The organism is Microbacterium paraoxydans, assembly GCF_020524545.1.
Taxonomy (GTDB): domain Bacteria; phylum Actinomycetota; class Actinomycetes; order Actinomycetales; family Microbacteriaceae; genus Microbacterium; species Microbacterium paraoxydans_C.
The window spans coordinates 550,415-572,863 of sequence record NZ_JAIVLG010000004.1 but is presented as its reverse complement, the minus strand read 5'-3'; the positions used below and the strand labels follow the sequence as shown (position 1 = coordinate 572,863).

28 protein-coding genes are annotated in these 22,449 nt (G+C 67.0%); 24 read left to right on the top strand and 4 right to left on the bottom strand.

The window, feature by feature from the left end:
* Positions 1 to 166: 166 nt before the first annotated feature.
* Genes rpsP through trmD form a run of 4 tightly spaced genes read left to right on the top strand, consistent with a single transcriptional unit; the run spans position 167 to position 2,178 of the window.
* Positions 167 to 601 (top strand): 30S ribosomal protein S16, encoded by a 435-nt coding sequence (rpsP, locus tag LC041_RS11920; protein ID WP_047523381.1) that lies wholly within the window; start codon positions 167 to 169, stop codon positions 599 to 601.
* A gap of 6 nt (positions 602 to 607) precedes the next feature.
* On the top strand, positions 608 to 838 hold the full coding sequence (locus tag LC041_RS11915; protein WP_226533284.1) for an RNA-binding protein: 231 nt from the start codon (positions 608 to 610) through the stop codon (positions 836 to 838).
* Positions 822 to 1,439, top strand: coding sequence for a ribosome maturation factor RimM (rimM, locus tag LC041_RS11910; protein WP_226533283.1), 618 nt, complete (start codon positions 822 to 824; stop codon positions 1,437 to 1,439). Before LC041_RS11915 ends, rimM begins: the two co-directional genes overlap by 17 nt.
* Positions 1,440 to 1,458: 19 nt before the next feature.
* The gene (trmD, locus tag LC041_RS11905) at positions 1,459 to 2,178 is read left to right on the top strand and encodes a tRNA (guanosine(37)-N1)-methyltransferase TrmD (protein WP_226533282.1); all 720 of its coding nucleotides are present in this window, start codon (positions 1,459 to 1,461) and stop codon (positions 2,176 to 2,178) included.
* Between the two features lie 11 nt (positions 2,179 to 2,189).
* On the opposite strand, the gene LC041_RS11900 is transcribed toward trmD, so the two are convergent.
* Together LC041_RS11900 and map are read right to left on the bottom strand one after the other, a co-directional pair.
* On the bottom strand, positions 2,190 to 2,783 hold the full coding sequence (locus LC041_RS11900; protein WP_226533281.1) for a histidine phosphatase family protein: 594 nt from the start codon (positions 2,781 to 2,783) through the stop codon (positions 2,190 to 2,192).
* A 27-nt stretch (positions 2,784 to 2,810) separates the two neighbouring features.
* The gene (map, locus tag LC041_RS11895) at positions 2,811 to 3,593 is read right to left on the bottom strand and encodes a type I methionyl aminopeptidase (protein WP_226533280.1); all 783 of its coding nucleotides are present in this window, start codon (positions 3,591 to 3,593) and stop codon (positions 2,811 to 2,813) included.
* A 109-nt stretch (positions 3,594 to 3,702) separates the two neighbouring features.
* Here map and LC041_RS11890 point away from each other — a divergent pair, with 109 nt between their 5' ends.
* The 9 genes from LC041_RS11890 to LC041_RS11850 all read left to right on the top strand — a co-directional run bounded on the left by LC041_RS11890 (position 3,703) and on the right by LC041_RS11850 (position 10,755).
* Complete coding sequence (locus LC041_RS11890) at positions 3,703 to 4,191, top strand: MFS transporter permease (protein WP_226533279.1); 489 nt, start codon at positions 3,703 to 3,705, stop codon at positions 4,189 to 4,191.
* Between the two features lie 169 nt (positions 4,192 to 4,360).
* A complete protein-coding gene (rplS, locus tag LC041_RS11885; RefSeq protein ID WP_045265383.1) occupies positions 4,361 to 4,708 on the top strand; it encodes a 50S ribosomal protein L19 in 348 nt (115 codons plus the stop codon).
* A gap of 117 nt (positions 4,709 to 4,825) precedes the next feature.
* On the top strand, positions 4,826 to 5,551 hold the full coding sequence (gene lepB / locus LC041_RS11880) for a signal peptidase I (RefSeq protein WP_226533278.1): 726 nt from the start codon (positions 4,826 to 4,828) through the stop codon (positions 5,549 to 5,551).
* A complete protein-coding gene (locus LC041_RS11875; protein ID WP_226533277.1) occupies positions 5,548 to 6,207 on the top strand; it encodes a ribonuclease HII in 660 nt (219 codons plus the stop codon). The genes lepB and LC041_RS11875 overlap by 4 nt, the downstream gene beginning before the upstream one ends.
* A gap of 49 nt (positions 6,208 to 6,256) precedes the next feature.
* Positions 6,257 to 6,583 carry a DUF2469 family protein gene (locus LC041_RS11870; RefSeq protein WP_047523373.1) on the top strand — a complete coding sequence of 109 codons (327 nt, stop codon included), beginning with the start codon at positions 6,257 to 6,259 and terminating at the stop codon, positions 6,581 to 6,583.
* A 125-nt stretch (positions 6,584 to 6,708) separates the two neighbouring features.
* Positions 6,709 to 7,071, top strand: coding sequence for a YraN family protein (locus LC041_RS11865; protein ID WP_226533276.1), 363 nt, complete (start codon positions 6,709 to 6,711; stop codon positions 7,069 to 7,071).
* The gene (locus LC041_RS11860; RefSeq protein ID WP_226533275.1) at positions 7,068 to 8,597 is read left to right on the top strand and encodes a YifB family Mg chelatase-like AAA ATPase; all 1,530 of its coding nucleotides are present in this window, start codon (positions 7,068 to 7,070) and stop codon (positions 8,595 to 8,597) included. The genes LC041_RS11865 and LC041_RS11860 overlap by 4 nt, the downstream gene beginning before the upstream one ends.
* Complete coding sequence (gene dprA, locus LC041_RS11855) at positions 8,594 to 9,787, top strand: DNA-processing protein DprA (protein WP_226533274.1); 1,194 nt, start codon at positions 8,594 to 8,596, stop codon at positions 9,785 to 9,787. The genes LC041_RS11860 and dprA overlap by 4 nt, the downstream gene beginning before the upstream one ends.
* Positions 9,788 to 9,852: 65 nt before the next feature.
* Positions 9,853 to 10,755 (top strand): tyrosine recombinase XerC, encoded by a 903-nt coding sequence (locus LC041_RS11850; RefSeq protein WP_226533273.1) that lies wholly within the window; start codon positions 9,853 to 9,855, stop codon positions 10,753 to 10,755.
* A 32-nt stretch (positions 10,756 to 10,787) separates the two neighbouring features.
* Here the strand turns inward: LC041_RS11850 and LC041_RS11845 are convergent, their stop codons facing one another.
* Positions 10,788 to 11,309, bottom strand: coding sequence for a murein hydrolase activator EnvC family protein (locus tag LC041_RS11845; RefSeq protein ID WP_226533272.1), 522 nt, complete (start codon positions 11,307 to 11,309; stop codon positions 10,788 to 10,790).
* Positions 11,310 to 11,614: 305 nt separating this feature from the next.
* Here LC041_RS11845 and rpsB point away from each other — a divergent pair, with 305 nt between their 5' ends.
* The 9 genes from rpsB to LC041_RS11800 all read left to right on the top strand — a co-directional run bounded on the left by rpsB (position 11,615) and on the right by LC041_RS11800 (position 18,313).
* The gene (gene rpsB, locus LC041_RS11840; protein WP_226533271.1) at positions 11,615 to 12,526 is read left to right on the top strand and encodes a 30S ribosomal protein S2; all 912 of its coding nucleotides are present in this window, start codon (positions 11,615 to 11,617) and stop codon (positions 12,524 to 12,526) included.
* Positions 12,527 to 12,567: 41 nt separating this feature from the next.
* On the top strand, positions 12,568 to 13,395 hold the full coding sequence (gene tsf / locus LC041_RS11835; protein ID WP_091036126.1) for a translation elongation factor Ts: 828 nt from the start codon (positions 12,568 to 12,570) through the stop codon (positions 13,393 to 13,395).
* 92 nt (positions 13,396 to 13,487) lie between these two features.
* On the top strand, positions 13,488 to 14,204 hold the full coding sequence (gene pyrH / locus LC041_RS11830) for a UMP kinase (protein ID WP_047523364.1): 717 nt from the start codon (positions 13,488 to 13,490) through the stop codon (positions 14,202 to 14,204).
* Between the two features lie 68 nt (positions 14,205 to 14,272).
* Positions 14,273 to 14,827, top strand: coding sequence for a ribosome recycling factor (gene frr, locus LC041_RS11825; protein ID WP_226533270.1), 555 nt, complete (start codon positions 14,273 to 14,275; stop codon positions 14,825 to 14,827).
* A gap of 5 nt (positions 14,828 to 14,832) precedes the next feature.
* Positions 14,833 to 15,978, top strand: a complete 1,146-nt coding sequence (locus LC041_RS11820; RefSeq protein WP_226533269.1) for a phosphatidate cytidylyltransferase — start codon at positions 14,833 to 14,835, stop codon at positions 15,976 to 15,978.
* The gene (locus tag LC041_RS11815; protein ID WP_226533319.1) at positions 15,978 to 16,559 is read left to right on the top strand and encodes a DivIVA domain-containing protein; all 582 of its coding nucleotides are present in this window, start codon (positions 15,978 to 15,980) and stop codon (positions 16,557 to 16,559) included. Before LC041_RS11820 ends, LC041_RS11815 begins: the two co-directional genes overlap by 1 nt.
* A gap of 48 nt (positions 16,560 to 16,607) precedes the next feature.
* Positions 16,608 to 17,297 (top strand): transglycosylase SLT domain-containing protein, encoded by a 690-nt coding sequence (locus LC041_RS11810; RefSeq protein ID WP_226533268.1) that lies wholly within the window; start codon positions 16,608 to 16,610, stop codon positions 17,295 to 17,297.
* Between the two features lie 9 nt (positions 17,298 to 17,306).
* Entirely contained in the window at positions 17,307 to 17,594 is a 288-nt protein-coding gene (locus tag LC041_RS11805; RefSeq protein WP_226533267.1) for a hypothetical protein, read from the top strand.
* Between the two features lie 2 nt (positions 17,595 to 17,596).
* On the top strand, positions 17,597 to 18,313 hold the full coding sequence (locus LC041_RS11800) for an alpha/beta hydrolase (protein WP_226533318.1): 717 nt from the start codon (positions 17,597 to 17,599) through the stop codon (positions 18,311 to 18,313).
* Between the two features lie 15 nt (positions 18,314 to 18,328).
* Here the strand turns inward: LC041_RS11800 and LC041_RS11795 are convergent, their stop codons facing one another.
* Entirely contained in the window at positions 18,329 to 19,390 is a 1,062-nt protein-coding gene (locus LC041_RS11795) for an AI-2E family transporter (protein ID WP_226533266.1), read from the bottom strand.
* Between the two features lie 180 nt (positions 19,391 to 19,570).
* Here LC041_RS11795 and LC041_RS11790 point away from each other — a divergent pair, with 180 nt between their 5' ends.
* Positions 19,571 to 21,511: a glycosyl transferase gene (locus LC041_RS11790; protein ID WP_226533265.1), complete on the top strand. Its 1,941-nt coding sequence runs from the start codon at positions 19,571 to 19,573 to the stop codon at positions 21,509 to 21,511.
* Entirely contained in the window at positions 21,508 to 22,437 is a 930-nt protein-coding gene (locus LC041_RS11785) for a tetratricopeptide repeat protein (protein ID WP_226533264.1), read from the top strand. The genes LC041_RS11790 and LC041_RS11785 overlap by 4 nt, the downstream gene beginning before the upstream one ends.
* Positions 22,438 to 22,449: the final 12 nt, after the last annotated feature.

Below are 22,449 nucleotides of genomic sequence, written 5' to 3'. Positions count from 1 at the left end.
CGTTTCGTCCCGTTTCGCGCCAGGCGTGTGCATCTGGCAGAATGGACGGCTGGACCACCTGCTCGACCCTCTATCCAGCAGGTACCACTCATTTGAGCTTCCGCCGGGTGTGCACCCCACTCTCCAGGCGATCAGTTCGTTTCCTTCCACACAATTCAGGAGAATCGTGGCTGTCAAAATCCGTCTCAAGCGCCTGGGCAAGATCCGTGCGCCGTACTACCGCATCGTCGTCGCCGACTCGAAGACCAAGCGCGATGGTCGCGTGATCGAGGAGATCGGCAAGTACCACCCCACCGAGGAGCCCTCGTTCATCGAGGTCGACTCCGAGCGTGCGCAGTACTGGCTCTCCGTCGGCGCGCAGCCGACCGAGCAGGTCGCCGCCATCCTCAAGATCACGGGTGACTGGGGCAAGTTCAAGGGCGACAAGGACGCGAAGTCCACGCTCAAGGTCGCCGAGCCGAAGGCTCCCTTCGAGGTCGACGCGTCCAAGAAGTCCGTCGTCAAGCCCAAGGCCGAGAAGAAGGCAGAGGCTCCTGCTGAGGAGGCTCCCGCCGCGGCCGACGCGGAGGCCGCTGAGGCCCCCGCCGCAGACGCGGAGTAATCCGTCGTGCTCGCCGCCGCGCTCGAACACATCGTCAAGGGGATCGTCGATCACCCGGAGGATGTCCGCATCAACGAATCCACATCGCCGCGAGGCGAGCTCCTCGAGGTGCGCGTGCACCCCGACGACCGTGGACGCGTGATCGGGCGCGGCGGCCGCACCGCGAAGGCCCTTCGTACGCTCGTCAGCGCTCTCGCCGACGGCCGTCGGGTCCGCGTCGATGTCGCGGACGACTGACGTGGCGTCGAAGGACCGCAACCAGGGCAAGAACCAGCTCCGGGTCGGGCGTCTCGTCAAGGCGCATGGACTGAAGGGCGGTCTCAAGCTCGAGCTCTACACCGACAACCCCGAGGGACGATTCGTTCCCGGGGCCAGCTTCACGTTGCAGGTGCCAGAGGCATCTCCGTGGCACGGCAAAGACATCACCGTTCGTGAGTATCGCGTGATGAACGGCAACCCCGTCGTCTTCTTCCAAGACGTCGAGGACCGCGACGCGGCCGAGAGCCTCGTCAAGGCGATCCTCTGGATCGACCAGAACGTCGACGAGGTCGAGGACGACGCGTGGTTCGACCATCAGCTCGTGGGTCTCGACGTCGTCCGCGACGACATCGTCATCGGTCGGGTCGTCCGCGTCGAGCACTTCCCGGCCCAGGATCTCCTCATCGTCAAGTCCGGCGAGAGCGAGGTCATGGTGCCGTTCGTCTCGGCGATCGTGCCGACCGTCGACGTCGCGGCAGGGCGCGTCGTCGTGACCCCGCCGGCGGGACTCTTCGAGGAGCTGCCCGACGTCGGCGACACTCATCCGCGGGCGGTCTCAGACGCCGAACCCGCAGAGTGACGGCTGTTACGGTTCCCCCGTGCGCATCGACGTCGTCTCCATCTTCCCGTCTTACTTCGACGGGCTGACGCTCTCCCTGCTCGGCAAGGCGCAGGCATCCGGCCTCATCGACCTCCGGATCCGGGATCTGCGGGATTGGACGTCGGATCGGCACCGAACGGTCGACGACACACCGTACGGCGGCGGAGCCGGCATGGTGATGAAGCCCGAGCCGTGGGGACTCGCTCTCGATGAGCTGACGGAGGCGTCGGAGTCGAACGACGATGACCGCCCCACCATCATCTTCCCCTCGCCCGCTGGCGAGGTGTTCACGCAGAAGACGGCGAGACAGCTCGCGACGCGTCGGCATCTCGTGTTCGGCTGCGGACGCTACGAAGGCATCGACGAGCGTGTCTTCGAGTACGCCGCGGGTCTCGGCGAGGTGCGTCTGATCAGCCTCGGGGACTACGTGCTGAACGGGGGAGAGGTCGCCGTGATGGCGATGATCGAGGCAGTGGGACGGCTCCTGCCCGGCGTCGTCGGCAACCCGGAGAGTCTCGTCGAAGAGTCGCACGAGGACGGCCTGCTGGAGTATCCCTCGTACACGAAGCCCGCATCCTGGCGCGAGCGATCCGTGCCCGACGTTCTCCTGAGCGGCAATCACGCCGCCATCGCCGCCTGGCGCCGCGAGCAGCAACTGGATCGCACCCGACGCCGTCGACCCGATCTCCTGTCGACGGAGGAGAGCTCTGCGTCCTGAACGGCATCCGCTCAGAGCATGCGTTCCGTGGAGCGGATGATCTCCAGGACGACACCGGGGGGATGGCGGAGGCCCAGTGCGTTGGCCGGGTCGAGTCCTCGCAGCTCTGCGCGCAGCATCCGTCCGATCATCTCGTGGCTCACCAGGAGCGGGGCACCTGTGGCGGCCCACCCACATGCGCTGAGCGCTCGACGGGCGCGCACGCGCGCCTGGGCATAGCTCTCCCCACCGGGGAACGCCCAGCCGTAGCGGTTCGCTGCGCGCTCTTCCCGAAGGGAGGGATACGCCTGGTCGACCTCGTCCCAGGTCATCCCCGCGAGCTCGCCGTGGTCGATCTCCGCGAGGTCAGGGACCTCGATCAGCTCTGCGCCGATCCGCTCGGCGATGATGGTCGCGGTCTGTCTGGCTCTCCCCAGTGGACTCGAGCACACCGTCAGCACTCCGGCGCCTCGCAAGCGCTCCGCGGCGGTGCGAGCCTGCGCCACCCCGTCGTCCGTCAAAGGGGAATCCAGCTGTCCCTGCAGGCGGTGCTCGACATTCCAGGTCGTGCGTCCATGCCGGGCGAGGAACAGATGCTCGGGGACGTGACGATCCTGGGGAATCATGGACTCAGGATGGCACAGCACTCCCGCTCAGTCGACGCCGAGGAAAGACCTGTCCGTCAACACGATCGGTCCGTTCTCGGTCACCGCGATCGTGTGCTCGGAGTGCGCACCGCGGGACCCGTCGGCGCTGCGCAGGGTCCATCCGTCCGGGTCGGTCACCAGCTCGTCGGTCGTTGCGAGGAACCAGGGTTCCAGGGCGAGGACGAGTCCGGCGCGCAGGGGGAAGCCGCGGCCCGCGCGGCCGTCGTTCGGCACATGGGGATCCCCGTGCATGGTGCGACCGACGCCGTGGCCGCCGAAGTCGGTGTTGATCGAGTACCCCTCACCGCGCGCGACGTCCGCGACGGCTGCGGAGATGTCTCCGATGCGATTGCCCACGGTGGCGGTCTCGATGGCTGCCGCCAGCGCGCGCTCGGTCGTGTCGATGAGTCGCAGATCCTCATCGCGTGCGGTGCCGACGGCGAAGGACACCGCGGAATCGGCGACCCAGCCGTCGACGGCCACAGCGAAGTCGAGGGTCACGAGGTCGCCGTCGCGCAGGGCGTAGTCGTGGGGGAGTCCATGCAGCACGGCGTCGTTGACGGACGTGCAGATGACCTTGCCGAATGGGCTCGCACCGAACGACGGGTGGTAGTCGATGTAGCAGGACTCCGCTCCGGCCCTGCGGATCATCTCGTGCGCGCGACGGTCGATCGAGAGGAGATTCGTCCCGACCTTGGTCTCATCGCGCAACGTCGCCAGGGTTTCGGCGACGAAACGTCCTGCGGCGCGCATCTCGTCGATCTCGGCAGGGGTGCGCAGTTCGATCATCGGTTGTCCTCTCGTCATCTCCATTCTCCCTGATCCGATACCCCGAGATCTCCGACCGCTCTCAGCGAACATCAGGGCGCGGGTGCGCGGCGCGTCGTACGATCTGAGCATGTGGTTGCGACGGGCGTTCTTCCGCTGGCTTCTTCCGGCGGCGTTCCTGCTGCCGCTGTGGCTCCTCATCGGCTGGGGCGTCTTCCAGGGTGGCTGGGCGATCCTCTGGGTGCTGCTCATCGCGATGCCGTCCGTATTCCTCGGGCAGCTCCTGCTCACGCTCCTGACGCGCTCGCGTCCTTCCGTTCGTATCGAGCGAGCGGTCTCGTGGTGGGATGTTGCCGGCTTCACGCTCTGGCACGGTCTGACGATCGCGGTCGGGTTCTTCATCGAGGGACTGTTCCCCTGGTTGCTCACCGGCGCGATCGTGGTCGGCATCGCATTCGTCTGGCTCCAGGTGTGGCAGTTGTGGCAGGAGGCCAGGGGCAGCGGCGCGCGGTTGCGCGAGACCATCACCTGGTCGACGATCCCGACCGCCGACGAACAGACACCTCCGACCAGAGCGCACGAGGTGATCGTGGTGCGGGAGACCGACGGTCGCGACTGACGGCGCGGTTTTGGCCGAGCACGTCTTCCATGGCAGAATGAGTGTTTGTGCTGTGACCGGCTCTGCCACAGGGGAGCCCGCGGACGCGTCAGCTCCGTACAGTTCATCCCTTTTCTTGTTCCTTTGAATACATGCATGCGACCTGTGGCGGGTGCAGAGAGAGACGATCATGCAGATCCTCGACGCCGTCGACGCGGCTTCCCTCCGTTCGGACATCCCGGACTTCTTCCCCGGTGACACCGTCAAGGTGCACGTCAACATCACCGAGGGCAACCGTTCCCGCATCCAGGTCTTCCAGGGCGTCGTCATCGGACGCCAGGGCGACAGCGTGCGCGAGACCTTCACGGTCCGCAAGATCAGCTTCCAGGTCGGCGTCGAGCGTACCTTCCCGGTGCACTCCCCGGTGATCGACCACATCGAGGTCGTCACCCGCGGTGACGTGCGTCGCGCGAAGCTCTACTACCTCCGCCAGCTGCGTGGCAAGAAGGCGAAGATCAAGGAGAAGCGCGACCGCTGAGTCGCAGCATCTCCGCAGCACCCCGGGACACGATGTCCCGGGGTGCTTCGTTCTCTCCCCGGTGTGCGAACCTAGATAGCGTCGCCGCACGACGGTGCATGATCGTGAAGGAACCTGATGACTGAATCCTCGTCCGCGCGCACGGCCAGACGCCGCCGCGGGTTCCTGGTCTTCCTGCGCGACGTGCTGGTGATCATCGTCATCGCCGCACTGGTGTCGTTCGTCGTCAAGACCTTCGTCGTGCGGTCCTTCTACATCCCGTCGGCCTCGATGGAACGCACGCTTCTCGTGAAGGACCGGATCCTCGTCGACGAGCTCACCCCACGGTGGACGGCGTACGAGCGCGGTGACGTGGTCGTCTTCAAGGACCCGGGCGGGTGGCTCGATCCTCAACCGCAGACCCCTGCTCAGCCCCCTCTGGTCCAGGCCGTCGATTGGGTGCTGAACTTCGTCGGAATCTCCGCGAGCGATTCACAGGATCATCTCGTGAAGCGGCTGATCGGTCTTCCGGGGGATCACGTGGTCTGCTGCAACGCGCTGGGGCAGATCACGATAAACGGTGCTCCGATCGACGAACTGAGCTACCTCAATCTGCCGGATGGCGATACGGCCGCGTCGAACGAGCCGTTCGACGTCGTGGTGCCGGAGGATTCGGTCTGGCTGCTCGGAGACAACCGTGACCGCTCCCGTGATGCTCGGGCACACCAGGACCTTCCCAGCGGAGGCTTCGTGCCGATGGAGAACATCGTGGGCAAGGCGTTCCTCACCACGTGGCCGTTGAACAGGATCGGCCCCATCGACGGACACCACGACCTCTTCAACGGCGTTCCGGATCCCGAATGACCGTTGTCACGCCGAAACTGACTCTCGAGCGGCGGCTCCTGGGCGAGTGCGAGCTGATCATCTCGCTCGACGAGGTCGGTAGGGGGGCGCTCGCGGGTCCTGTCGCCGTCGGCGCTGCGATGATGGATGCCGCCGGTGTTCGTCGACGCGTCCCCGAAGGGCTTCGCGATTCCAAGCTCGTGACGGAGAGAAGACGCCCGGAAATCGCGGAGCGGGCCGCCGCCTGGGTGCAAGCATCCGCAGTCGGCTGGGCCACGGCGAAAGAGGTCGATGAGGTCGGCATCATGTCCGCTCTCGGACTCGCGGCCTCACGGGCCGTCCAGTCGATCGTCGATCAGGGCGCGCCTGTCGAGGAGGCGCTCATCCTGCTCGACGGCAACCATGACTACGTCTCCAAAGCACATCCGGTGCCGCTGCGTGTCCGTCCGGTGATCAAGGCCGACCGTGACTGTGCTTCGGTCTCCGCAGCGTCCGTGATCGCGAAGGTCGCGCGTGACGGCTACATGGCCGAGCTCCACGAGGCTCATTCCGCATACCAGTGGAACCGGAACAAGGGCTACGCGAGTCCCGAGCATCGTGATGCGATACGCAGCCACGGTCTGTCTCCGTTCCATCGGGCTTCGTGGGCGATCGCGGACGTGCCGACGCTGTTCTGAGCGCTGCGATGCCGCGGTCCAGGGCCCGCGACTCTAGGATGGACACATCATGGATGAGGAAGCCTTCGACGACTACGACCGCGAACTCGAGCTGGCCCTGTTCCGGGAGTATCGGGACGTGGTGTCGCAGTTCCAGTACGTGGTCGAGACCGAACGTCGCTTCTATCTGGCCAACGAGGTCAACGTCGTGCGACGCGACAGCGAACACGACTTCTACTTCGAGATCTCGATGACGGACGTGTGGGTGTGGGACATCTACCGTGCTGACCGATTCGTGAAGGCCGTGCGAGTCCTCACTTTCAAAGACGTGAACGTCGAAGAGCTGCAGCGTCGTGAGTTCGAGCTCCCGCAGGAGCTGTCGCTCGACGGCGAGTGACGCCGGTGCCGCACTCGCGCGGCGAACTCCTCCACACGCTGCCTCACGCGTGAGTTGTCCCCAGCGCTCGGGCCATCGGGGCCGTATCGAGCCAGGCGACGCGAGCGTCGCGTGATGCTGAGTCCATGGCATCGAAGGATGAACTCGGCAGAGCCGGAGAAGAGCGCGCCGCGCGGCATCTGACGGGGAACGGGTACACCGTTCTCGCGCGGAACTGGCGGTGCGCGCAAGGAGAGATCGATATCGTCGCCGCATTCGGACGGTACTTGGCGATCGTGGAGGTCAAGACGCGGCGAACGGTCGCCTTCGGGCACCCTTTTGAGGCGATCGATGCGCGAAAGCGACGGCGGCTGTGGCAACTCGCGAGCGCGTGGGCCGTCGAGAACCCCGACGCGACACGGGGGAGGGCCATGCGGCTCGAAGTCATCGGGATCGTGGGCGCTGACCCGGCACACGGGACACTCGAGCACCTCGTGGACATCGCATGAGCACAGCGCGCACGTGGGCGGTGGCGCTCACCGGTGTCGATGGGCATCTCGTCGAGGTCGAGGCCGACCTGTCGAACCAGACGCCGGAGTTTCGCATCATCGGCTTGCCGGACAAGTCCCTCGGCGAGGCCGTTCAGCGAGTCCACAACGCGTGCAAGAACGCGAGTCTCGACCTCCCTCGGCGGCGTCTCACCGTGAACCTGTCACCGGCGAGCCTTCCGAAGCACGGCTCAGGGTTCGACCTCGGGATCGCCATGGCCGCGCTGGCGTCAGGCGGGGCGCTCGCGTCACGATCGATCGCCGCGACGGTGCATATCGGCGAGCTCGGACTCGACGGTCGGATCCGCCCTGTTCCCGGTGTCCTCCCGGCGGTCTTCGCCGCGGCACGCGCCGGTTTCGAGACGGTGATCGTGCCGCGTGGTAACGAGTCCGAGGCGAGATTGGTGCCGGGGATCGAGGTGCGTGCAGCGAGCTCGCTCGCAGAGGTCGCCGTCTGGCACGGTGCCGACGTCGAGGTGCCGGACGTGGACGCGGTGGAGCCCGCGGTGGTGCCGGTGGAGGATCACCCGATGCTCGATCTGCGCGATGTCGTCGGTCAGGGGGAGGCGGTGGAGGCACTCATGGTCGCGGCAGCCGGTGGACACCACATGCTGCTGAGCGGTCCGCCGGGAGCAGGAAAGACGATGCTCGCTCGCAGACTGCCGGGAATCATGCCTTTGCTGGATGAACAGGAGGCACTCGAGGTCGCGTCCATCCGATCTCTCAGCGGCGAATCCGTTGCTGCTCTCGATCGCGTTCCGCCGTTGGAGGCACCGCACCACAGTGCCTCGGTTGCAGCTCTGGTCGGGGGCGGATCGCGGACGGCGCGACCCGGATCGATCGCGCGAGCGCACGGTGGGGTGCTCTTCCTCGACGAGGCCGCGGAGTTCTCGCGGGTGGCTCTCGACGCCTTGCGCCAGCCACTCGAGTCCGGCGCGATCGAAGTCCACCGTGCGGGCTTCACGGCGAAGTTCCCCGCGAAGTTCCAGCTGTTGCTCGCGATGAACCCTTGCCCGTGCGGAAACTACGGTGTGAGAGGGGGCGAGTGCATCTGCCCGCCGATGTCGATCCGCCGATACTCCACTCGGTTGTCCGGACCGCTCCGCGACCGTGTCGACATCGATCTCCAGGTGGGCCGCGTCGCGGCATCCCGTGCGATGGGCGAGGCGGGAGGAGCGACGACGACGGCCCAGGCGCGCGTCCGAGTGCAAGCCGCCAGGGAGCGGGCAGCGCATCGGTGGCGGAGCAGCCCGTGGACACGCAACGCGGACGTGCCGGGAGCCTGGCTCCGTCAGGGTGCCCTGCGTCTGCCCGCTGCAACGCGCTCTCCGCTCGACAGGGCGCTGGAGCGCGGTCTTCTGACTCTGCGCGGGTACGACCGGGTATTGAGGGTCGCGTGGACGATGGCCGATCTGGCCGCGCTCGATCAACCCGGCGCGGACGAGATCGGGCGTGCGCTGCACCTTCGCAGAGGACTGCCGAAATGATGCCCGCCCTGCTCGAAGACGCCGAGATCGTGGCTGCCGCCCGCCGCATACATGGGGGCGATGATGTGGCGGACTGTGTGGCGCGAGCGGCATGGACGGTGATCGCCGAGCCGGGAGACGCGGTCGCAGGCGCACTCATCGGGGCTCTCGGAGCGGTGGATTCGCTTTCCGTCGTGGCGGGAGGTCGAAGCCGGTCGCCTTTCACGGACGACACCGGTGAGATCGGTTTCCGTGCGCTTCGAGACGCGCAGGCGAGGTGGCGACCTCGGCTGCGGCGAGAGGCCGTGCGAGCGGCATTCCTCGCGGCACTCGCCGTCGATGCGCGATTGGTTATCCCCGGCGATCCGCAGTGGCCGGAACCCCTCGATGACCTCGGACCGCATGCGCCGAACGCACTGTGGGTGCGCGGGCGAGCCGAACTGCTCACCGCGGACCCACGGGTGTCCATGGTCGGTGCGCGCGCCTCGAGCGCCTACGGGGAGCAGGTGGCCGCCGAGCTCGCTGGGGACCTCGCGGCGACGGGAGCGGTCATCGTGTCCGGGGGCGCATACGGCATCGACGGGGCGGCGCATCGGGCCGCTCTCGGGGTCGGTGGAGAGACCATCGCCTTCCTCGCCGGCGGAGTGGATCGTGCCTATCCCAGCGGTCATCAGCGACTGTTGCAGCAGATCGCCGAGCACGGGGCCGTGGTGAGCGAGCCACCGTGCGGCACCGCCCCGACGAAGTGGCGCTTCCTCGCACGCAATCGGCTCATCGCCGCGCTCGGTCAGGCGACCGTCGTCGTCGAAGCCGGGCGGCGAAGCGGATCCCTGAACACTGCGGGCCACGCGGCGGCACTCGGTCGTCCACTCGGCGCTGTGCCGGGACCGGTGACCTCCTCGTCCTCCGCGGGGTGCCATCGTCTGCTGCGAGAGTACGACGCGCAGTGCGTCACTTCGGCGCAGGAGGTCCGGGAGCTCTGGGGGCAGCTCGACGGCGCGCAGTCAGCGCGCACAGTCGAACACCCGGACGGGACGCGGGTGCTCGATGCCCTCACCACGAGGTCGGTGCTGTCCGTCGAGGAGATCTCCCGACGCGCCGGATTGTCTCCCGAACGGGTGCGGTCACTTCTCGGGCTGCTCCACCTGGAGGGCGACGTCGATGCCGACGGAGCAGGCTGGCGGCGGGTACCCCGTCCGCGAAGCGGATGACGGTCAGCTCGACGTCGCGGCGAGGCTCCAGATCTCGGGCCCACGGCAGGGGCAGAGTGGAGGGCATGGAACTCACGGTCGCCACCGAGGCGTTCGCCGATCACCTGGAACGGGTGCGTCGGCTGTCGCCGGCGACCGTGAGGGCCTACCGTTCCGACCTTCGGGATCTGGCGGCATCCGTCGGCGGCATCCAGATCGAAGACGTCGACCTCGACGCGCTCCGGGACTGGCTCTGGCACGCGACGCAACGAGGCGATGCGCGATCCACCCTCGCGCGTCGTTCCGCGGCGGCGCGGTCGTTCTTCCGGTGGGCGCAGGAACAGGAACTCGTCTCCCAGGACCCGAGCCTTCGTCTGGTCAGCCCGAAGAGGGGCCGCACTCTTCCCACCGTCGCGTCGCGCGAGGCGATGACCGGTCTGCTCGATGAGTATCGCGACAACGCCGCGGCGGGCGACCCGATCGACCTCCGGGATCACGCGGCCCTCGAGCTCCTCTACGGATCCGGTATGCGGGTCTCCGAGCTGTGCGGGCTCGACATCGACGACCTCGACCTCGACCGAGCGACTGCGCGGGTGCTCGGCAAGGGGGCCAAAGAACGAGTCGTCCCCTTCGGCGTTCCCGCACGAGACGCGTTGGACGCCTATCTCCGTCGTGGGAGGCCGGTCCTGGCCGCCCGAGCACGCACCTTCAGTCCCGCAGCGATGCTCGGGAGCCGGGGGGCCCGGGTCGGACCACGAACGGTGTACGAGCTCGTCGCACGCGTGCTGGCGCCGGTGGTCGGTGCCGAGACGATCGGTCCACATGCGCTCCGTCACACGGCCGCCACGCACCTCCTCGATGGCGGAGCCGACCTGCGCGCCGTGCAGGAGATCCTCGGTCACGCGAGCCTCGGCACCACCCAGATCTACACCCACGTCTCGGCGGAGCGCCTGACCGCCACCTATCGGCTGGCGCACCCCCGTGCGTGACCGTCGCACTCTGAGAACACCGTGTCTTCGCGTCAGAGCGGTGCGCAGCAGGGGAGCAGGATCGACCGCGGGATCTCGCCGAAGAGCAGGAGCGGGTTGAGGTATCCGCCATTCCGTCTCACACCGACGTGGAGCGTGCCCGCCGGCGCGTGTCCGCCGGTATCGACTGTTCCGATCTCCTGGCCGGTCGACACCGGATCGCCGGGATCGAGCGATGAGCGAAGAGGCTCGAACGTCGTCACGAAACCATCGGCATGCGCGATCGTGAGCAGCGGGCGATCGACGACGGTGCCGCGAAACGCCACGATCCCTTCCGCAGGAGCGACCGCGACAGCGCCGACCGACGAAGCCAGGTCGACGCCGCGATGCCCCGCGCCGTATTCGTGCGCAGGAGCACGAAAAGGCTCGACCACCGTCGGCGTGCCGGAGAGAGGCCAGCGCCACCGGGGGAGATCTGCGGCTTCCGCGGTGCCGGTCGCTCCCTGCGAAACGAGCAGGAGGAGGAGTGCGAGTCCGATCGCGGAGCCGGACCTGACGCGAGAGTGAAGCCTCATGAGAGGGATCCTGCCGCCTGGCTGCGGTCATTGATCTGGATCGCCGCAAAGTGGATGGCGCCCGTGATCAACTCGCACAGGACTGCGTCGGTGCAGAGACGGTGACTCCACGGCATCCTGTATGCTGGAGGGGCACCTCGATATCGGGGTGACTACGCGTGCCCAGAGCGATTCCATCGCGGCATCGACACCCATAGGTCCTTCTCTCGAGGGGGAGGGTGCGTGCCGGGCACCAGGAAGTCCGATCATCCGATCGGCTTGACAACCTCAACGGCACGGAACCGTGCCAGAACCAGGAGACGACCATGGCTGTGGTCACCATCCGCCAGCTGCTCGACAGCGGCGTGCACTTCGGACACCAGACCCGTCGGTGGAACCCGAAGGTCAAGCGCTTCATCCTCACGGAGCGCAGCGGTATCCACATCATCGATCTTCAGCAGTCGCTCGGCTACATCGACAAGGCCTACGACTTCGTCAAGGAGACGGTCGCGCACGGCGGCACCATCCTCTTCGTCGGCACGAAGAAGCAGGCGCAGGAGATCCTCGCCGAGCAGGCGACCCGCGTGGGCCAGCCCTTCGTCAACCAGCGCTGGCTCGGTGGACTCCTCACGAACTTCTCCACGATCTCGAAGCGTCTCGCACGTATGAAGGAGCTCGAGGAGCTCGACTACGAGACGCCGGCGAACAGCGGCTTCACCAAGAAGGAGCTCCTGCTCAAGAAGCGTGAGCTCGACAAGCTGCACAAGTCGCTCGGCGGTATCCGCAACCTCACCAAGACGCCGTCGGCTCTGTGGGTCATCGACGCCAAGCGCGAGCACCTCGCGATCGACGAGGCCAAGAAGCTCGGCATCCCCGTGATCGGCATCCTCGACACCAACGCGGACCCGGACGACTTCCAGTACCCGATCCCCGGCAACGACGACGCGATCCGCTCCGTCTCGCTGCTGACCCGCATCATCGCCGACGCCGCAGCCGAGGGCCTGCAGCAGAAGCACAACCCGGAGACCGGTGACGCCGAGCCGCTCGCCGACTGGGAGAAGGAGCTCCTCGAAGCTCCGGCTGAGAACGTTCAGGAGTCGGCTGACGCCGCTGAGGTCGCCCCCGCGGAGGACGCTGCCGTCGTCGAGACTCCTGCTGCCGACGAGACCGCTGCCGACAAGGCCGGTGCCGAGGCGCACGACGAGGCGATCGCCGCCGAGGCCGCTGACGCCAAGTAATCCCTCGTACACACCTCTAACGAAGCAAGGAGCCACCACACATGGCCAACTTCACCATCGCTGATCTGAAGGCGCTGCGCGAGCAGCTCGGCACCGGAATGGTCGACACCAAGAAGGCGCTCGAGGAGGCCGACGGAGACGTCGCGAAGGCCACCGAGATCCTGCGCCTGAAGGGTGCGAAGGGCAACGCGAAGCGCGCTGACCGTTCGACCAGCGAGGGCCTCATCGTCGCCCGCGAGCAGGACGGTGCTGTGACGCTCATCGAGCTCGCCTGCGAGACGGACTTCGTCGCGAAGAACGAGCGGTTCATCGCACTCGCGGACAAGGTCGCCGACGCTGCCGCAGCGGTGAAGGCCGACTCGGTCGACGCCGCCCTCGCCGCATCCGCCGGTGACAAGAGCGTCGAACAGGTCATCTCGGAAGAGGCTGCGATCATCGGCGAGAAGGTCGAGCTGCGCCGCGTGCGCACGATCTCCGGCGACAAGGTCGAGGTCTACCTGCACCGCACCAGCAAGGACCTGCCACCGCAGATCGGTGTCGTCGTCGCCTACTCGGGCGATGACGCCGAGACCGCGCGCAGCATCGCGCAGCACATCTCGTTCGCGAACCCGTCCTACCTGTCCCGCGAGGACGTGCCGGCGGATGCCGTCGAGAAGGAGCGTGAGATCGTCACCGAGATCTCCCGCAACGAGGGAAAGCCGGAAGCGGCTCTGCCGAAGATCGTCGAAGGCCGTGTTTCTGCTTTCATCAAGCAGGTCGCCCTGCTTGAGCAGGACTACGCGAAGGACAACAAGCTCTCTGTCGCCCAGGTGGCGAAGGACGCCGGTATCACCGTGACGGACTTCGCGCGCTTCAAGGTCGGCGCGTAGCTACGTCGAAGGGGTTCGGATCGCCATGATCCGAACCCCTTCTTCATGCCCACGAGGCACTATCTTGAATCGGGACGAGAGGACACCCACCCATGACTGAACGCACCGGACGCCGTCGCGTCCTTCTCAAACTCTCCGGCGAGGCCTTCGGAGCAGGACAGCTGGGTGTCAGCCCCGACGTGGTCTCCCAGATCGCCCGGGACATCGCGGCGGCCGTCGACCGCGTGGAGGTCGCGATCGTCGTCGGTGGCGGCAACTTCTTCCGCGGTGCCGAACTCAGCCAGCGCGGCATGGACCGCGGGCGCGCCGACTACATGGGGATGCTCGGCACCGTCATGAACGCTCTCGCCCTGCAGGACTTCCTCGAGCAGGCCGGAGCCGCGACCCGCGTGCAGTCGGCCATCTCGATGACCCAGGTCGCCGAGCCCTACATCCCCCGTCGTGCGGAGCGCCACCTTGAGAAGGGGCGGGTCGTCATCTTCGGCGCCGGCGCCGGGCTCCCGTACTTCTCCACCGATACCGTGGCAGCACAACGCGCGCTCGAGATCGGAGCGGACGAGGTGCTCGTCGCCAAGAACGGCGTGGATGCGATCTACACGGCCGATCCCCACAAGCACGCCGACGCCGAACGCATCGAGCAGGTCACCTACCGTGATGCGCTGCAGCGTGGACTCAAGGTCGTGGACTCCACCGCGTTCAGCCTGTGCATGGACAACAGCATGGACATGCGAGTGTTCGGTATGGAGCCGGCCGGCAATGTGACCCGCGCCCTGCTCGGAGAGGCCATCGGCACCCTCGTCACCGCTTGAGCGTGTGACACGGCGGAGAAGCCTTCGCCCGATAGAATTTGCAGAACACCCCGACGATAGGAGTCACCGTGATCGCGGACGTCCTCGCTGAAACCACCACTCGTATGAACCGGGCGGTCGAAGCTGCCAAGGAGGACTTCTCCACGGTGCGCACCGGTCGTGCGAACCCGCAGATGTTCCAGAAGGTCCTCGTGGACTACTACGGGACGCCGACCCCGATCGGGCAGCTCGCTTCGCTGGCGAACCAGGAGGCGCGCACCCTCATCATCACGCCGTACGACAAGTCGGCGCTCAAGGCCATCGAGCAGGCCATCCGGGACATGCCGAACCTCGGAGTTAATCCCACGAACGACGGCAACCTCGTCCGCGTCACGATGCCCGAGCTCACGGCCGAGCGCCGCAAGGAGTACGTCAAGCTGGTCAAGACCAAGGCCGAGGACGCGAAGGTACATGTCCGCGGTATTCGTCGTAAGGCGAAGGATGAGCTGGATGCGCTCAAGAGCGAGCTCGGTGAAGACGAGATCGTCCGTGGCGAGAAAGAGCTCGACGGTCTGACGCGTCAGCACGTCGACCTCATCGACGACGCGCTGAAGCGCAAAGAGGCCGAACTCCTCGAGGTGTAGTCGGGATGTCTGACGGAACGCGAGACGCCGATGACGGCACGCCACCGACGCGCCGGGACGCGCGTGGCGGTGCGCCGGCCGACGGCATCCCGCTCGTGGACGCGGCGTTTCCTTCGTTCGATGCGGCCGCCATTCCGCCTCGGCCGCCGCTCCCGGTGACGCCGGAGAACACAGCGCAGGGGCCCGTCGGGCCACTGGACACGGCCGACCACAATGCGATCCGCGAGCAGTGGCGTGCCGCACGGGACGAGATCGGCAGCCATGTCTCGCACGCACGTGATCAGCTCGATCAGGCCAATGAGCGGATCAAGCAGCGCACGGGACGCGACCTCATCCTCGCGATCCTGATCGGGCTCGCGTTCGGCGCTGCCCTGCTGGCATCGCTGTTGTTCGTCAAGGCGCTCTTCGTGCCGTTCGCCCTCGCCGCGGCGCTGCTGGGCGTGTATGAGCTCTCTCGGGCGCTGCGCGCTGCCGGCAGACGGATCGACGTCGTACCGCAGTTGATCGCTGCGGCCTTCCTCGTTCTCTCTGCGTACTTCGCGGAGCCCTGGCTCTGCTGGGTGATGCTGTTCGTCGCGGTCGCCTTCGTGGTCGTCTGGCGCCTGATCGCGCAGATGGTCGTGAAAGACGGTCGCACCTACGGAGATGTGCTGACCGACGCCGTGATCAGCGGATTCGTGCAGGTCTATGTGCCGTTCCTCGCCGGGGTCGCCCTCATCCTGCTGGAGCAGGAGGGCGGTCAGTGGTGGGTGCTCAGTTTCATCGCCATCGCCGTCGCCGCCGACACGGGGGCGTATGCCGCGGGGCTGGCGTTCGGTCGCCATCCGATGGCACCGAAGATCAGCCCGAAGAAGACCTGGGAAGGATTCGGTGGCGCTGTCGCCGCTTCTCTGATCGCCGGAGTGCTGCTCGCGATCTTCCTGCTGGAGCTTCCCTGGTGGGCGGGCTTGATCTTCGGCGCATCCATCCTTCTCTCCGCGACGCTCGGGGATCTCGGCGAGTCCATGCTCAAGCGTGACCTCGGCATCAAGGACATGAGTTCCTGGCTGCCCGGCCACGGCGGACTCCTCGATCGGCTGGACAGCATCCTGCCGTCGACCATCCCTGCCCTCGGGCTGTATTTCCTGCTTTCCCCCTGGGTGGTGCTGTGATGAATGAAGGACGGCTCGACGAACAGGCGACGACGACGGCACAGCCGGCATTCGCGCTGACCACCGGGCGTGAGCGCGGTTACCATCGCGCCGCGGTCGACACCTTCCTCGCCTCTGCTCGGCGTTCCTTCGAGTCAGGAGGCGACGAGCTGAGTGCGGAAGAGGTCCGCATCGCCTCGTTCCCGCTCGTGAAGGGCGGCTATGTGGTCGCTGACGTCGACGCAGCGCTCGGCCGCGTGGAAGACGCGTTCGCGGCTCGCGAGCGCGAGCGCGTGGTGCGCACGCAGGGAGCGGGCGCCTGGGTCGATCAGGCGAGAGCCGACGCGCAGGTCATCCTCGACCACCTCGCCAGACCCCGTCGTCATCGATTCGCTCGCACCGGCGTGCTGACCTTCGGGTACCGCATAGACGAGGTCGACCACGTGTCGACGAGGATCGTTCGCTATCTGCGTGACGGCGATGCGCTCACCGCGGAGCAGCTCCGCTCGGCAGCCTTCCGGATGCAGCGCGGTGGCTACCGCGAGGAGCAGGTCGACGCGCTCCTCGACGCGACGATCGACGTCATCCTCGCCGTCCGCTGAGGTTCCTGATGGTCGATTCAGGCGCCTTTGCGTAGACTGTCCTTCATCGTGAACTCCCGAAACGACATGAACCTCGAACGAAGCGACTCCTCGCCGGTGCCCGCGGCCAGGGCCACACCCGCGCGCCCGAGTGCTCGCCGTTGGTCTCGGCGACGCGGCGTCGTGAGTGTCTTCAGTGCTCTCGCCGTGGTCGGATTCGCCGGAGCGCTCGTCGCACCGACCGGAGTGGCGCTGGCGGAACCGGCCCCGATCGACTCTCCCGACTCGGCCTACTCGCTGGCTCTCGCCGATACCCAGAACCTCGCCGTCACCGTCAGCGGTGCAGCCATCACCCCGATCGAGCGTGGCACCTTCGAGGTGTACGTGAAACCGAAGCCCAAGCCGAAGCCCGCTCCCACGGTCGCATCGAGCTCCAACGGCGGGTCGTCCGGCGGATCGGCTCTGCCCCCGTACTCGGGAGGCGGAGCGCCCGCCGAGTGGATGGCTGCTGCCGGCATCGCCCAGAGCGACTGGCAGTACGTCGACTACATCGTTTCGCGCGAGAGCGGGTGGAATCCGAACGCCACGAATCAGTCTTCCGGCGCATGCGGTCTTGTTCAGGCGCTGCCCTGCAGCAAGGTGCCGGGCAACGGCTACAACCCGGTAGACAACCTGCGGTGGGCTACCGGTTACGCCACGGGGCGGTACGGCAGCTGGGCCGGTGCCTACAACTTCTGGACCAACAACCACTGGTGGTGAGCAGGCGCGATGCCCCCCTCACGCAGACGCCCTCCGGCGCGCCCTGATCCTGAGGACTCGCTGGACAGGTTGCTCGCCGGCTGGAAGCGAACGGAGACCCGGCGAGGTGCGGAGTGGACCGTACAGCCGGTGTCCGCCGTACAGGCCCAGAAGGCCTACGTGTGCCCGGGTTGCGGTCGGCAGATCCAGATCGGCACTGCGCACCTCGTGACGTGGCGCGCCGATGGCGTGCTGGGCGATGCAGCGGACCTCGCCGCACGCAGACATTGGCACACACACTGTTGGAGGATGGCGTGAGTATGGAGATCCGCGGGCCGTTGGAGCTTCCGGCACAGCGCGAGGACATCGAGCTGAGGACCGCGGACGGGCTCACTCTCGTCGGCGAGCTCGCTGTCCCGCAGCATGCCGAGCCTGCGGGGACACTCGTGACGCTGCACCCCCTGCCGACCGCCGGTGGATTCATGGATTCCCACATCATCCGCAAGTCGGCGGCCCGTCTCCCCGCCCTCGCCGACCTCGCAGTCCTGCGGTTCAACACCAGAGGGACGACGTCACCGCGAGGGACCAGCGAAGGGGTATTCGACGGCGGCGCCGCGGAGCAATTCGACGTGGCGGCCGCCATGGACTTCGTCCGCGACCGTGCACTGCCGAATCCCTGGCTCGTCGGGTGGTCGTTCGGCACCGAGCTCGCCCTCAAGTACGGTCGCGACCATGACATCGCCGGCATCATCCTGCTCTCGCCCCCCTTGCACCGTGCGACGGATGAGGAAGTCGCCGCCTGGGGCGCGGTCGATGTGCCCGTGGTGGTCCTGGTGCCGGAACTCGACGACTACCTGCGTCCGGACGAGGCGCGTGAACGTTTCGCTTCGATCCCGCACGCGAACCTGATCGCCGTGGACGGCGGCAAGCATCTGTGGGTCGGGGAGACGCAGACCCGGCGCGTGCTCACGGAGATCGTGGCGGCGGTGAACCCCTCGGCGCTTCCACTGGCGACGCACTGGCCAGAGGCCGATTGAGCCGTCCGCCTCGCTTCAGAGCTCGTTCATGCGGGGGATGAGCACCTGCCGATAGATGATCAGGATGCTCGCGGCGACGGGGATCGCGATGAGTGCGCCCAGCAGCCCGAGCAGGCTTCCCCCGGCAAGTGCGGCAACGACCACGACAGCGCCAGGAACGGAGACCGCGCGGCTCATGATGCGCGGAGAGATGACGTACGCCTCGATCTGCATGTAGATGAGGTAGTAGATGGCCGCGGCGATCGCGATTCCCGGGGAGCCGAGTCCTGGGATGAGACAGACGAGCACGATGATCGTCGAGCCCGTCAGGGTGCCGACCAGGGGGATCAGTGAGAAGAAGAAGGCGATGATCGCGAGCACCGAGGGGAACGGAGCGTTGATGATCGAGAGGAAGATCGCGCTCAGGACGCCGTTGAGCACACCCTGGGAGATCTGTCCCATGACGTAGTAGCCGACCGAGTCGGTGATCTGCTCGGCGAGGTCGATGAACCGGTCGCGCTTCGAAGCCGGGGCGAGTTGGTACACCGCGCGCTTGAGCGAAGGAGTCGACGCGGTCAGGTAGATCGTCAGGATGAGAACGATGAACGCGCCGAACAGTCCGCTGAGCACGGCACCGCTCGCGACCAGGACGCCTTGGCCGATCGACCCGCCGATCTCGGCGAGGTTCGTGGTCAGCCAGTCGGTCAGGTACGTGAAGACGTCGTCCACGAGCAGGTTCGGGAACGTGACCTGCATCCACTCCTTGAGATCGGGGATCAGGTTTCCGCGCGAGACGATCGCCGAGATCTGCGCGATCAGCTGGGAGATCTGGTCCACCAGGACCGGGAGGATGATCAGCACGATCCCGCTGAACACGGCGAGCACGGCGACGATCGTCACCAGCACGGCCAGCCAGCGGGGGAGCTTGCGGCGCTCGAGGAACGAGACGAGCGGATCCAGGCCCAGGCTGAGGAAGAGAGCGGTACCCACGTACAGGAGCACACTGGAGAGCGTCTGCACGCTGCTGATGAGCAGAATCCCCAGCCCCACCCCGAGGGTCGCCACCAGCGCGGTGCGGAAGGGATTGTGGATCTTCATCTGACGACTCCTCGAAACGGCTGCAGCAAGGCTATCGAGCAGTGACGCCCAGGGGCGGTCGACGTGCCGTTCCTGCCCGCACTGCACCTCCTCGTGGGCAACACACAGCTGATTTCGCTAGTCTGAAATGTCGAGTGTTGCGTCGCGGACAGATGTCGGTGATGCGTGAGGAGACTATTCGTGCGTTTCGTATGGGCCGTGGTGGCCTTCGTGCTGGCCGCGGTGCTGATCGGGGCGGGAATCGCTCAGCGCACCATCTTCATGGGACCCGACTCTCAGCAGACACAGGTCGAGATCGACGAGCCCGCACCGTTCGTGCTGCTGGACGGCGATGTCCTCCGGACGAACCCTGGTGCGCAGAAGCTGATAGTCCGCGGTCAGGGCGACATCTTCGGCAGCTACGGTCGCACCGCCGACCTGGAGGCATGGCTGGCCGACGCCGACTACAACAGGGTGACGGTGGACGACGACGGAGAACTTTCGGTCGAGCACGTCGCCGCACCCGATACCACGGACTCGGCGGACGCCGGGGAGGACGCGGGCGACGGGGAGGCCGCGGAACCCGCAGGTCGCAACCCCCGAGGGTCCGACCTGTGGCTGGACTCCTTCGACGATGAGAACGTTCTGATCGTCGACAACATCCAGTTGCCCGAGGGAACGAGCACCTTGATCGCGTACGACGGCACGATCGATGCGCCCGACCAGATCACGGTCTCCTGGCCGCTGGACACGAAGACGCCGCTGGCAGGACCGCTGATGGTCGCCGGTGGCGTCGTGCTGCTGGTCGGACTCATCCTGTACGTGCTCGGGATCCGCCATCAGCGGCGAGGCCGTGGTCCGCGCCGCAAGGGTCCGGGCCCGCTTCCCATGACAGAGCCGATCGACGTCGCCGCGCTTCCTCCGGCGGAGCGCGCAGCGCTCGACGGCGCGAACGACCCGGCGGACTCTCCGTCCTCCGCCGACGGCTCGCAGGGCAATGGCACCGAAGACGCGGAGATCGTGGAAGACCCGAAGGAACCCGACTCGAAGAACGCCATGCGTGCGGCGCCTCCGACGCGGCGTCATCGGATGCTGGCGCTGCCTGCGCTCGGTCTGACGGCCGTCCTCGCGGCCGGTTGTTCGGCCGACTCGTGGCCGCAGTTCGACGGTGCGTCGACGTCGCCTTCGCCCAGCCCGACGGTCATCGCCCCCGAGAACCAGAAGCCACCGGCGGTGACCGAGTCGCAGGCGAAGCGTATTCTGCAGTCCGCATCCGAGACCGTCGCCGAGGCCGACTCCGCGCTCGATCTCGATCTGGCGACGACCCGTCTCGAGGGCCCGGCGCTCGCTGCGCGGACCACTGAGTACGCTCTGCGTGCGGAGATCGCCGACAGGGCGCTTCCCGCAGCGATTCCGACCGACGATTTCGAGGTGATCCTCCCCGAGGCGACCGATAGCTGGCCGCGCACGGTGCTCATGCTCTCCAAGAGCACGGGCGACGACACCGTCCCACCCGTTCTGCTCATGATGACGCAGGCGGACCCGTGGTCGAACTACCGGATCAGCAACATGGCGGAGATGTCGGCGGATGCCGTATTCCCCGACGTCGCCGCCACCTGGCTCGGGACCTCTCTCGTCCCGTCCGATTCCGCCTTCCTCACGCTCCCGCCGGCGGAGCTTGCGGGAGCTTTCGCCGATGTCGTGGACGCGGGGGAGACGAGCGAGTACTACGGCCAGTTCGATGACCTGGCGCTCAACCTTGCGAAGTCGATCACCGACAGCCGCCAGGCGATCGTGCAGAACCTCGCTGACAAGGGCGCAGCGGAGACCTCGAAGGCCGCCTTCGACATGTCGCCGACGAGCGCCGAGCCCATCTCCATGACGACGCTCGACAGTGGTGCGATCGTCGCCGTGTCGCTCACCGACAAGGAGACCGTGACGCCGACCTCTTCAGATGTGGTGATCCGATTCGGTGACAACGCTGAAGCCAAGGCGCTGACCGGGGCTACCGAGTCCGCGAAGGGCGTCGAGACGACGTATGAGTTCCAGCTGTTCTTCTCGGTCCCCGCACAGGGATCGACGGAGCAGATCCGACTCCTGGCAGTGCACCAGGACCTCCTCTCCGTGAAGGTGATCAAGTGAGTGAAATCTCCCCGGCCGCGCTGCGTGGCGCGGTGGACCTTTCGAGCCTCCGCAACCGGCCGGCGTCGCCGACCGAAAGCACGACGAGGTCCGCTGCTGCCGATGTCGTGGTCGACGCGACCGACGAGACCTTCGGTCAGATCCTCGAGCTCTCGCGTACCGTGCCGGTCGTCGTGGACCTGTGGGCCGAGTGGTGCGGACCGTGCAAGCAGCTCAGTCCGATCATCGAGAAGGTGACCCGCGAGCTGGGCGGACGCGTTCTGCTGGCCAAGGTCGACGTCGATGCGAACCCGCAGCTCGCACAGAGCTTCCGCGCGCAGTCGATCCCGATGGTGGTCGCGCTGATCGCCGGCCAGCCGGTACCGATGTTCACCGGTGCGGTCCCGGAACAGCAGGTGCGAGATGTGTTCGCCCAGTTGTTGCAGGTCGCGGCGCAGAACGGCGTCACCGGCACGCTCGCGGTGGAAGAGGCCGCGTCTGCCGACGCGCCGAGCGCACCGGAGGAGCCGGCGCTTCCGCCGCTGCACGCCGAGGCCTTCGCCGCGATCGAGGTGGGGGACTACGCCGCAGCGATCCGCGCGTACGAGAAGGCACTGGCGGAGAACCCCCGGGACGAGGAGGCCCTCGCCGGTCTGGGGCAAGTGCGTCTTCTCGATCGCGTTCAAGGACTCGATCCGCAGGCATCCCGCGCGGCGGCCGCCGATCGTCCGCTCGACATTCAGGCACAGTTCGATGTCGCGGATCTCGACCTTTCGGGAGGGCACGTCGACGACGCGTTCGGCCGGCTGCTCGACCTCTTCGCGCAGCTGCCCTCCGATCAGCGCACTCCTGTCAGGGAGCGCCTGCTCGAGCTGTTCGGGCTCATCGGGCCGGCCGACCCACGGGTGGTCTCCGCCCGCAACCGCCTTTCTTCGCTCCTCTTCTGAGGCGCTCGGTCG

Coding starts and splice junctions, on each gene's coding strand:
- LC041_RS11795 (WP_226533266.1), bottom strand. CDS start 19,390: ATGAAGATCCACAATCCCTTCCGCACCGCGCTGGTGGCGACCCTCGGG.
- tsf (WP_091036126.1), top strand. CDS start 12,568: ATGGCCAACTTCACCATCGCTGATCTGAAGGCGCTGCGCGAGCAGCTC.
- dprA (WP_226533274.1), top strand. CDS start 8,594: ATGATGCCCGCCCTGCTCGAAGACGCCGAGATCGTGGCTGCCGCCCGC.
- rimM (WP_226533283.1), top strand. CDS start 822: ATGTCGCGGACGACTGACGTGGCGTCGAAGGACCGCAACCAGGGCAAG.
- LC041_RS11860 (WP_226533275.1), top strand. CDS start 7,068: ATGAGCACAGCGCGCACGTGGGCGGTGGCGCTCACCGGTGTCGATGGG.
- lepB (WP_226533278.1), top strand. CDS start 4,826: ATGACTGAATCCTCGTCCGCGCGCACGGCCAGACGCCGCCGCGGGTTC.
- pyrH (WP_047523364.1), top strand. CDS start 13,488: ATGACTGAACGCACCGGACGCCGTCGCGTCCTTCTCAAACTCTCCGGC.
- LC041_RS11870 (WP_047523373.1), top strand. CDS start 6,257: ATGGATGAGGAAGCCTTCGACGACTACGACCGCGAACTCGAGCTGGCC.
- map (WP_226533280.1), bottom strand. CDS start 3,593: ATGATCGAACTGCGCACCCCTGCCGAGATCGACGAGATGCGCGCCGCA.
- LC041_RS11815 (WP_226533319.1), top strand. CDS start 15,978: ATGAATGAAGGACGGCTCGACGAACAGGCGACGACGACGGCACAGCCG.
- LC041_RS11820 (WP_226533269.1), top strand. CDS start 14,833: ATGTCTGACGGAACGCGAGACGCCGATGACGGCACGCCACCGACGCGC.
- LC041_RS11850 (WP_226533273.1), top strand. CDS start 9,853: ATGGAACTCACGGTCGCCACCGAGGCGTTCGCCGATCACCTGGAACGG.
- LC041_RS11900 (WP_226533281.1), bottom strand. CDS start 2,783: ATGATTCCCCAGGATCGTCACGTCCCCGAGCATCTGTTCCTCGCCCGG.
- LC041_RS11845 (WP_226533272.1), bottom strand. CDS start 11,309: ATGAGGCTTCACTCTCGCGTCAGGTCCGGCTCCGCGATCGGACTCGCA.
- LC041_RS11805 (WP_226533267.1), top strand. CDS start 17,307: ATGCCCCCCTCACGCAGACGCCCTCCGGCGCGCCCTGATCCTGAGGAC.
- LC041_RS11865 (WP_226533276.1), top strand. CDS start 6,709: ATGGCATCGAAGGATGAACTCGGCAGAGCCGGAGAAGAGCGCGCCGCG.
- rpsB (WP_226533271.1), top strand. CDS start 11,615: ATGGCTGTGGTCACCATCCGCCAGCTGCTCGACAGCGGCGTGCACTTC.
- LC041_RS11890 (WP_226533279.1), top strand. CDS start 3,703: ATGTGGTTGCGACGGGCGTTCTTCCGCTGGCTTCTTCCGGCGGCGTTC.
- LC041_RS11875 (WP_226533277.1), top strand. CDS start 5,548: ATGACCGTTGTCACGCCGAAACTGACTCTCGAGCGGCGGCTCCTGGGC.
- rplS (WP_045265383.1), top strand. CDS start 4,361: ATGCAGATCCTCGACGCCGTCGACGCGGCTTCCCTCCGTTCGGACATC.
- LC041_RS11800 (WP_226533318.1), top strand. CDS start 17,597: ATGGAGATCCGCGGGCCGTTGGAGCTTCCGGCACAGCGCGAGGACATC.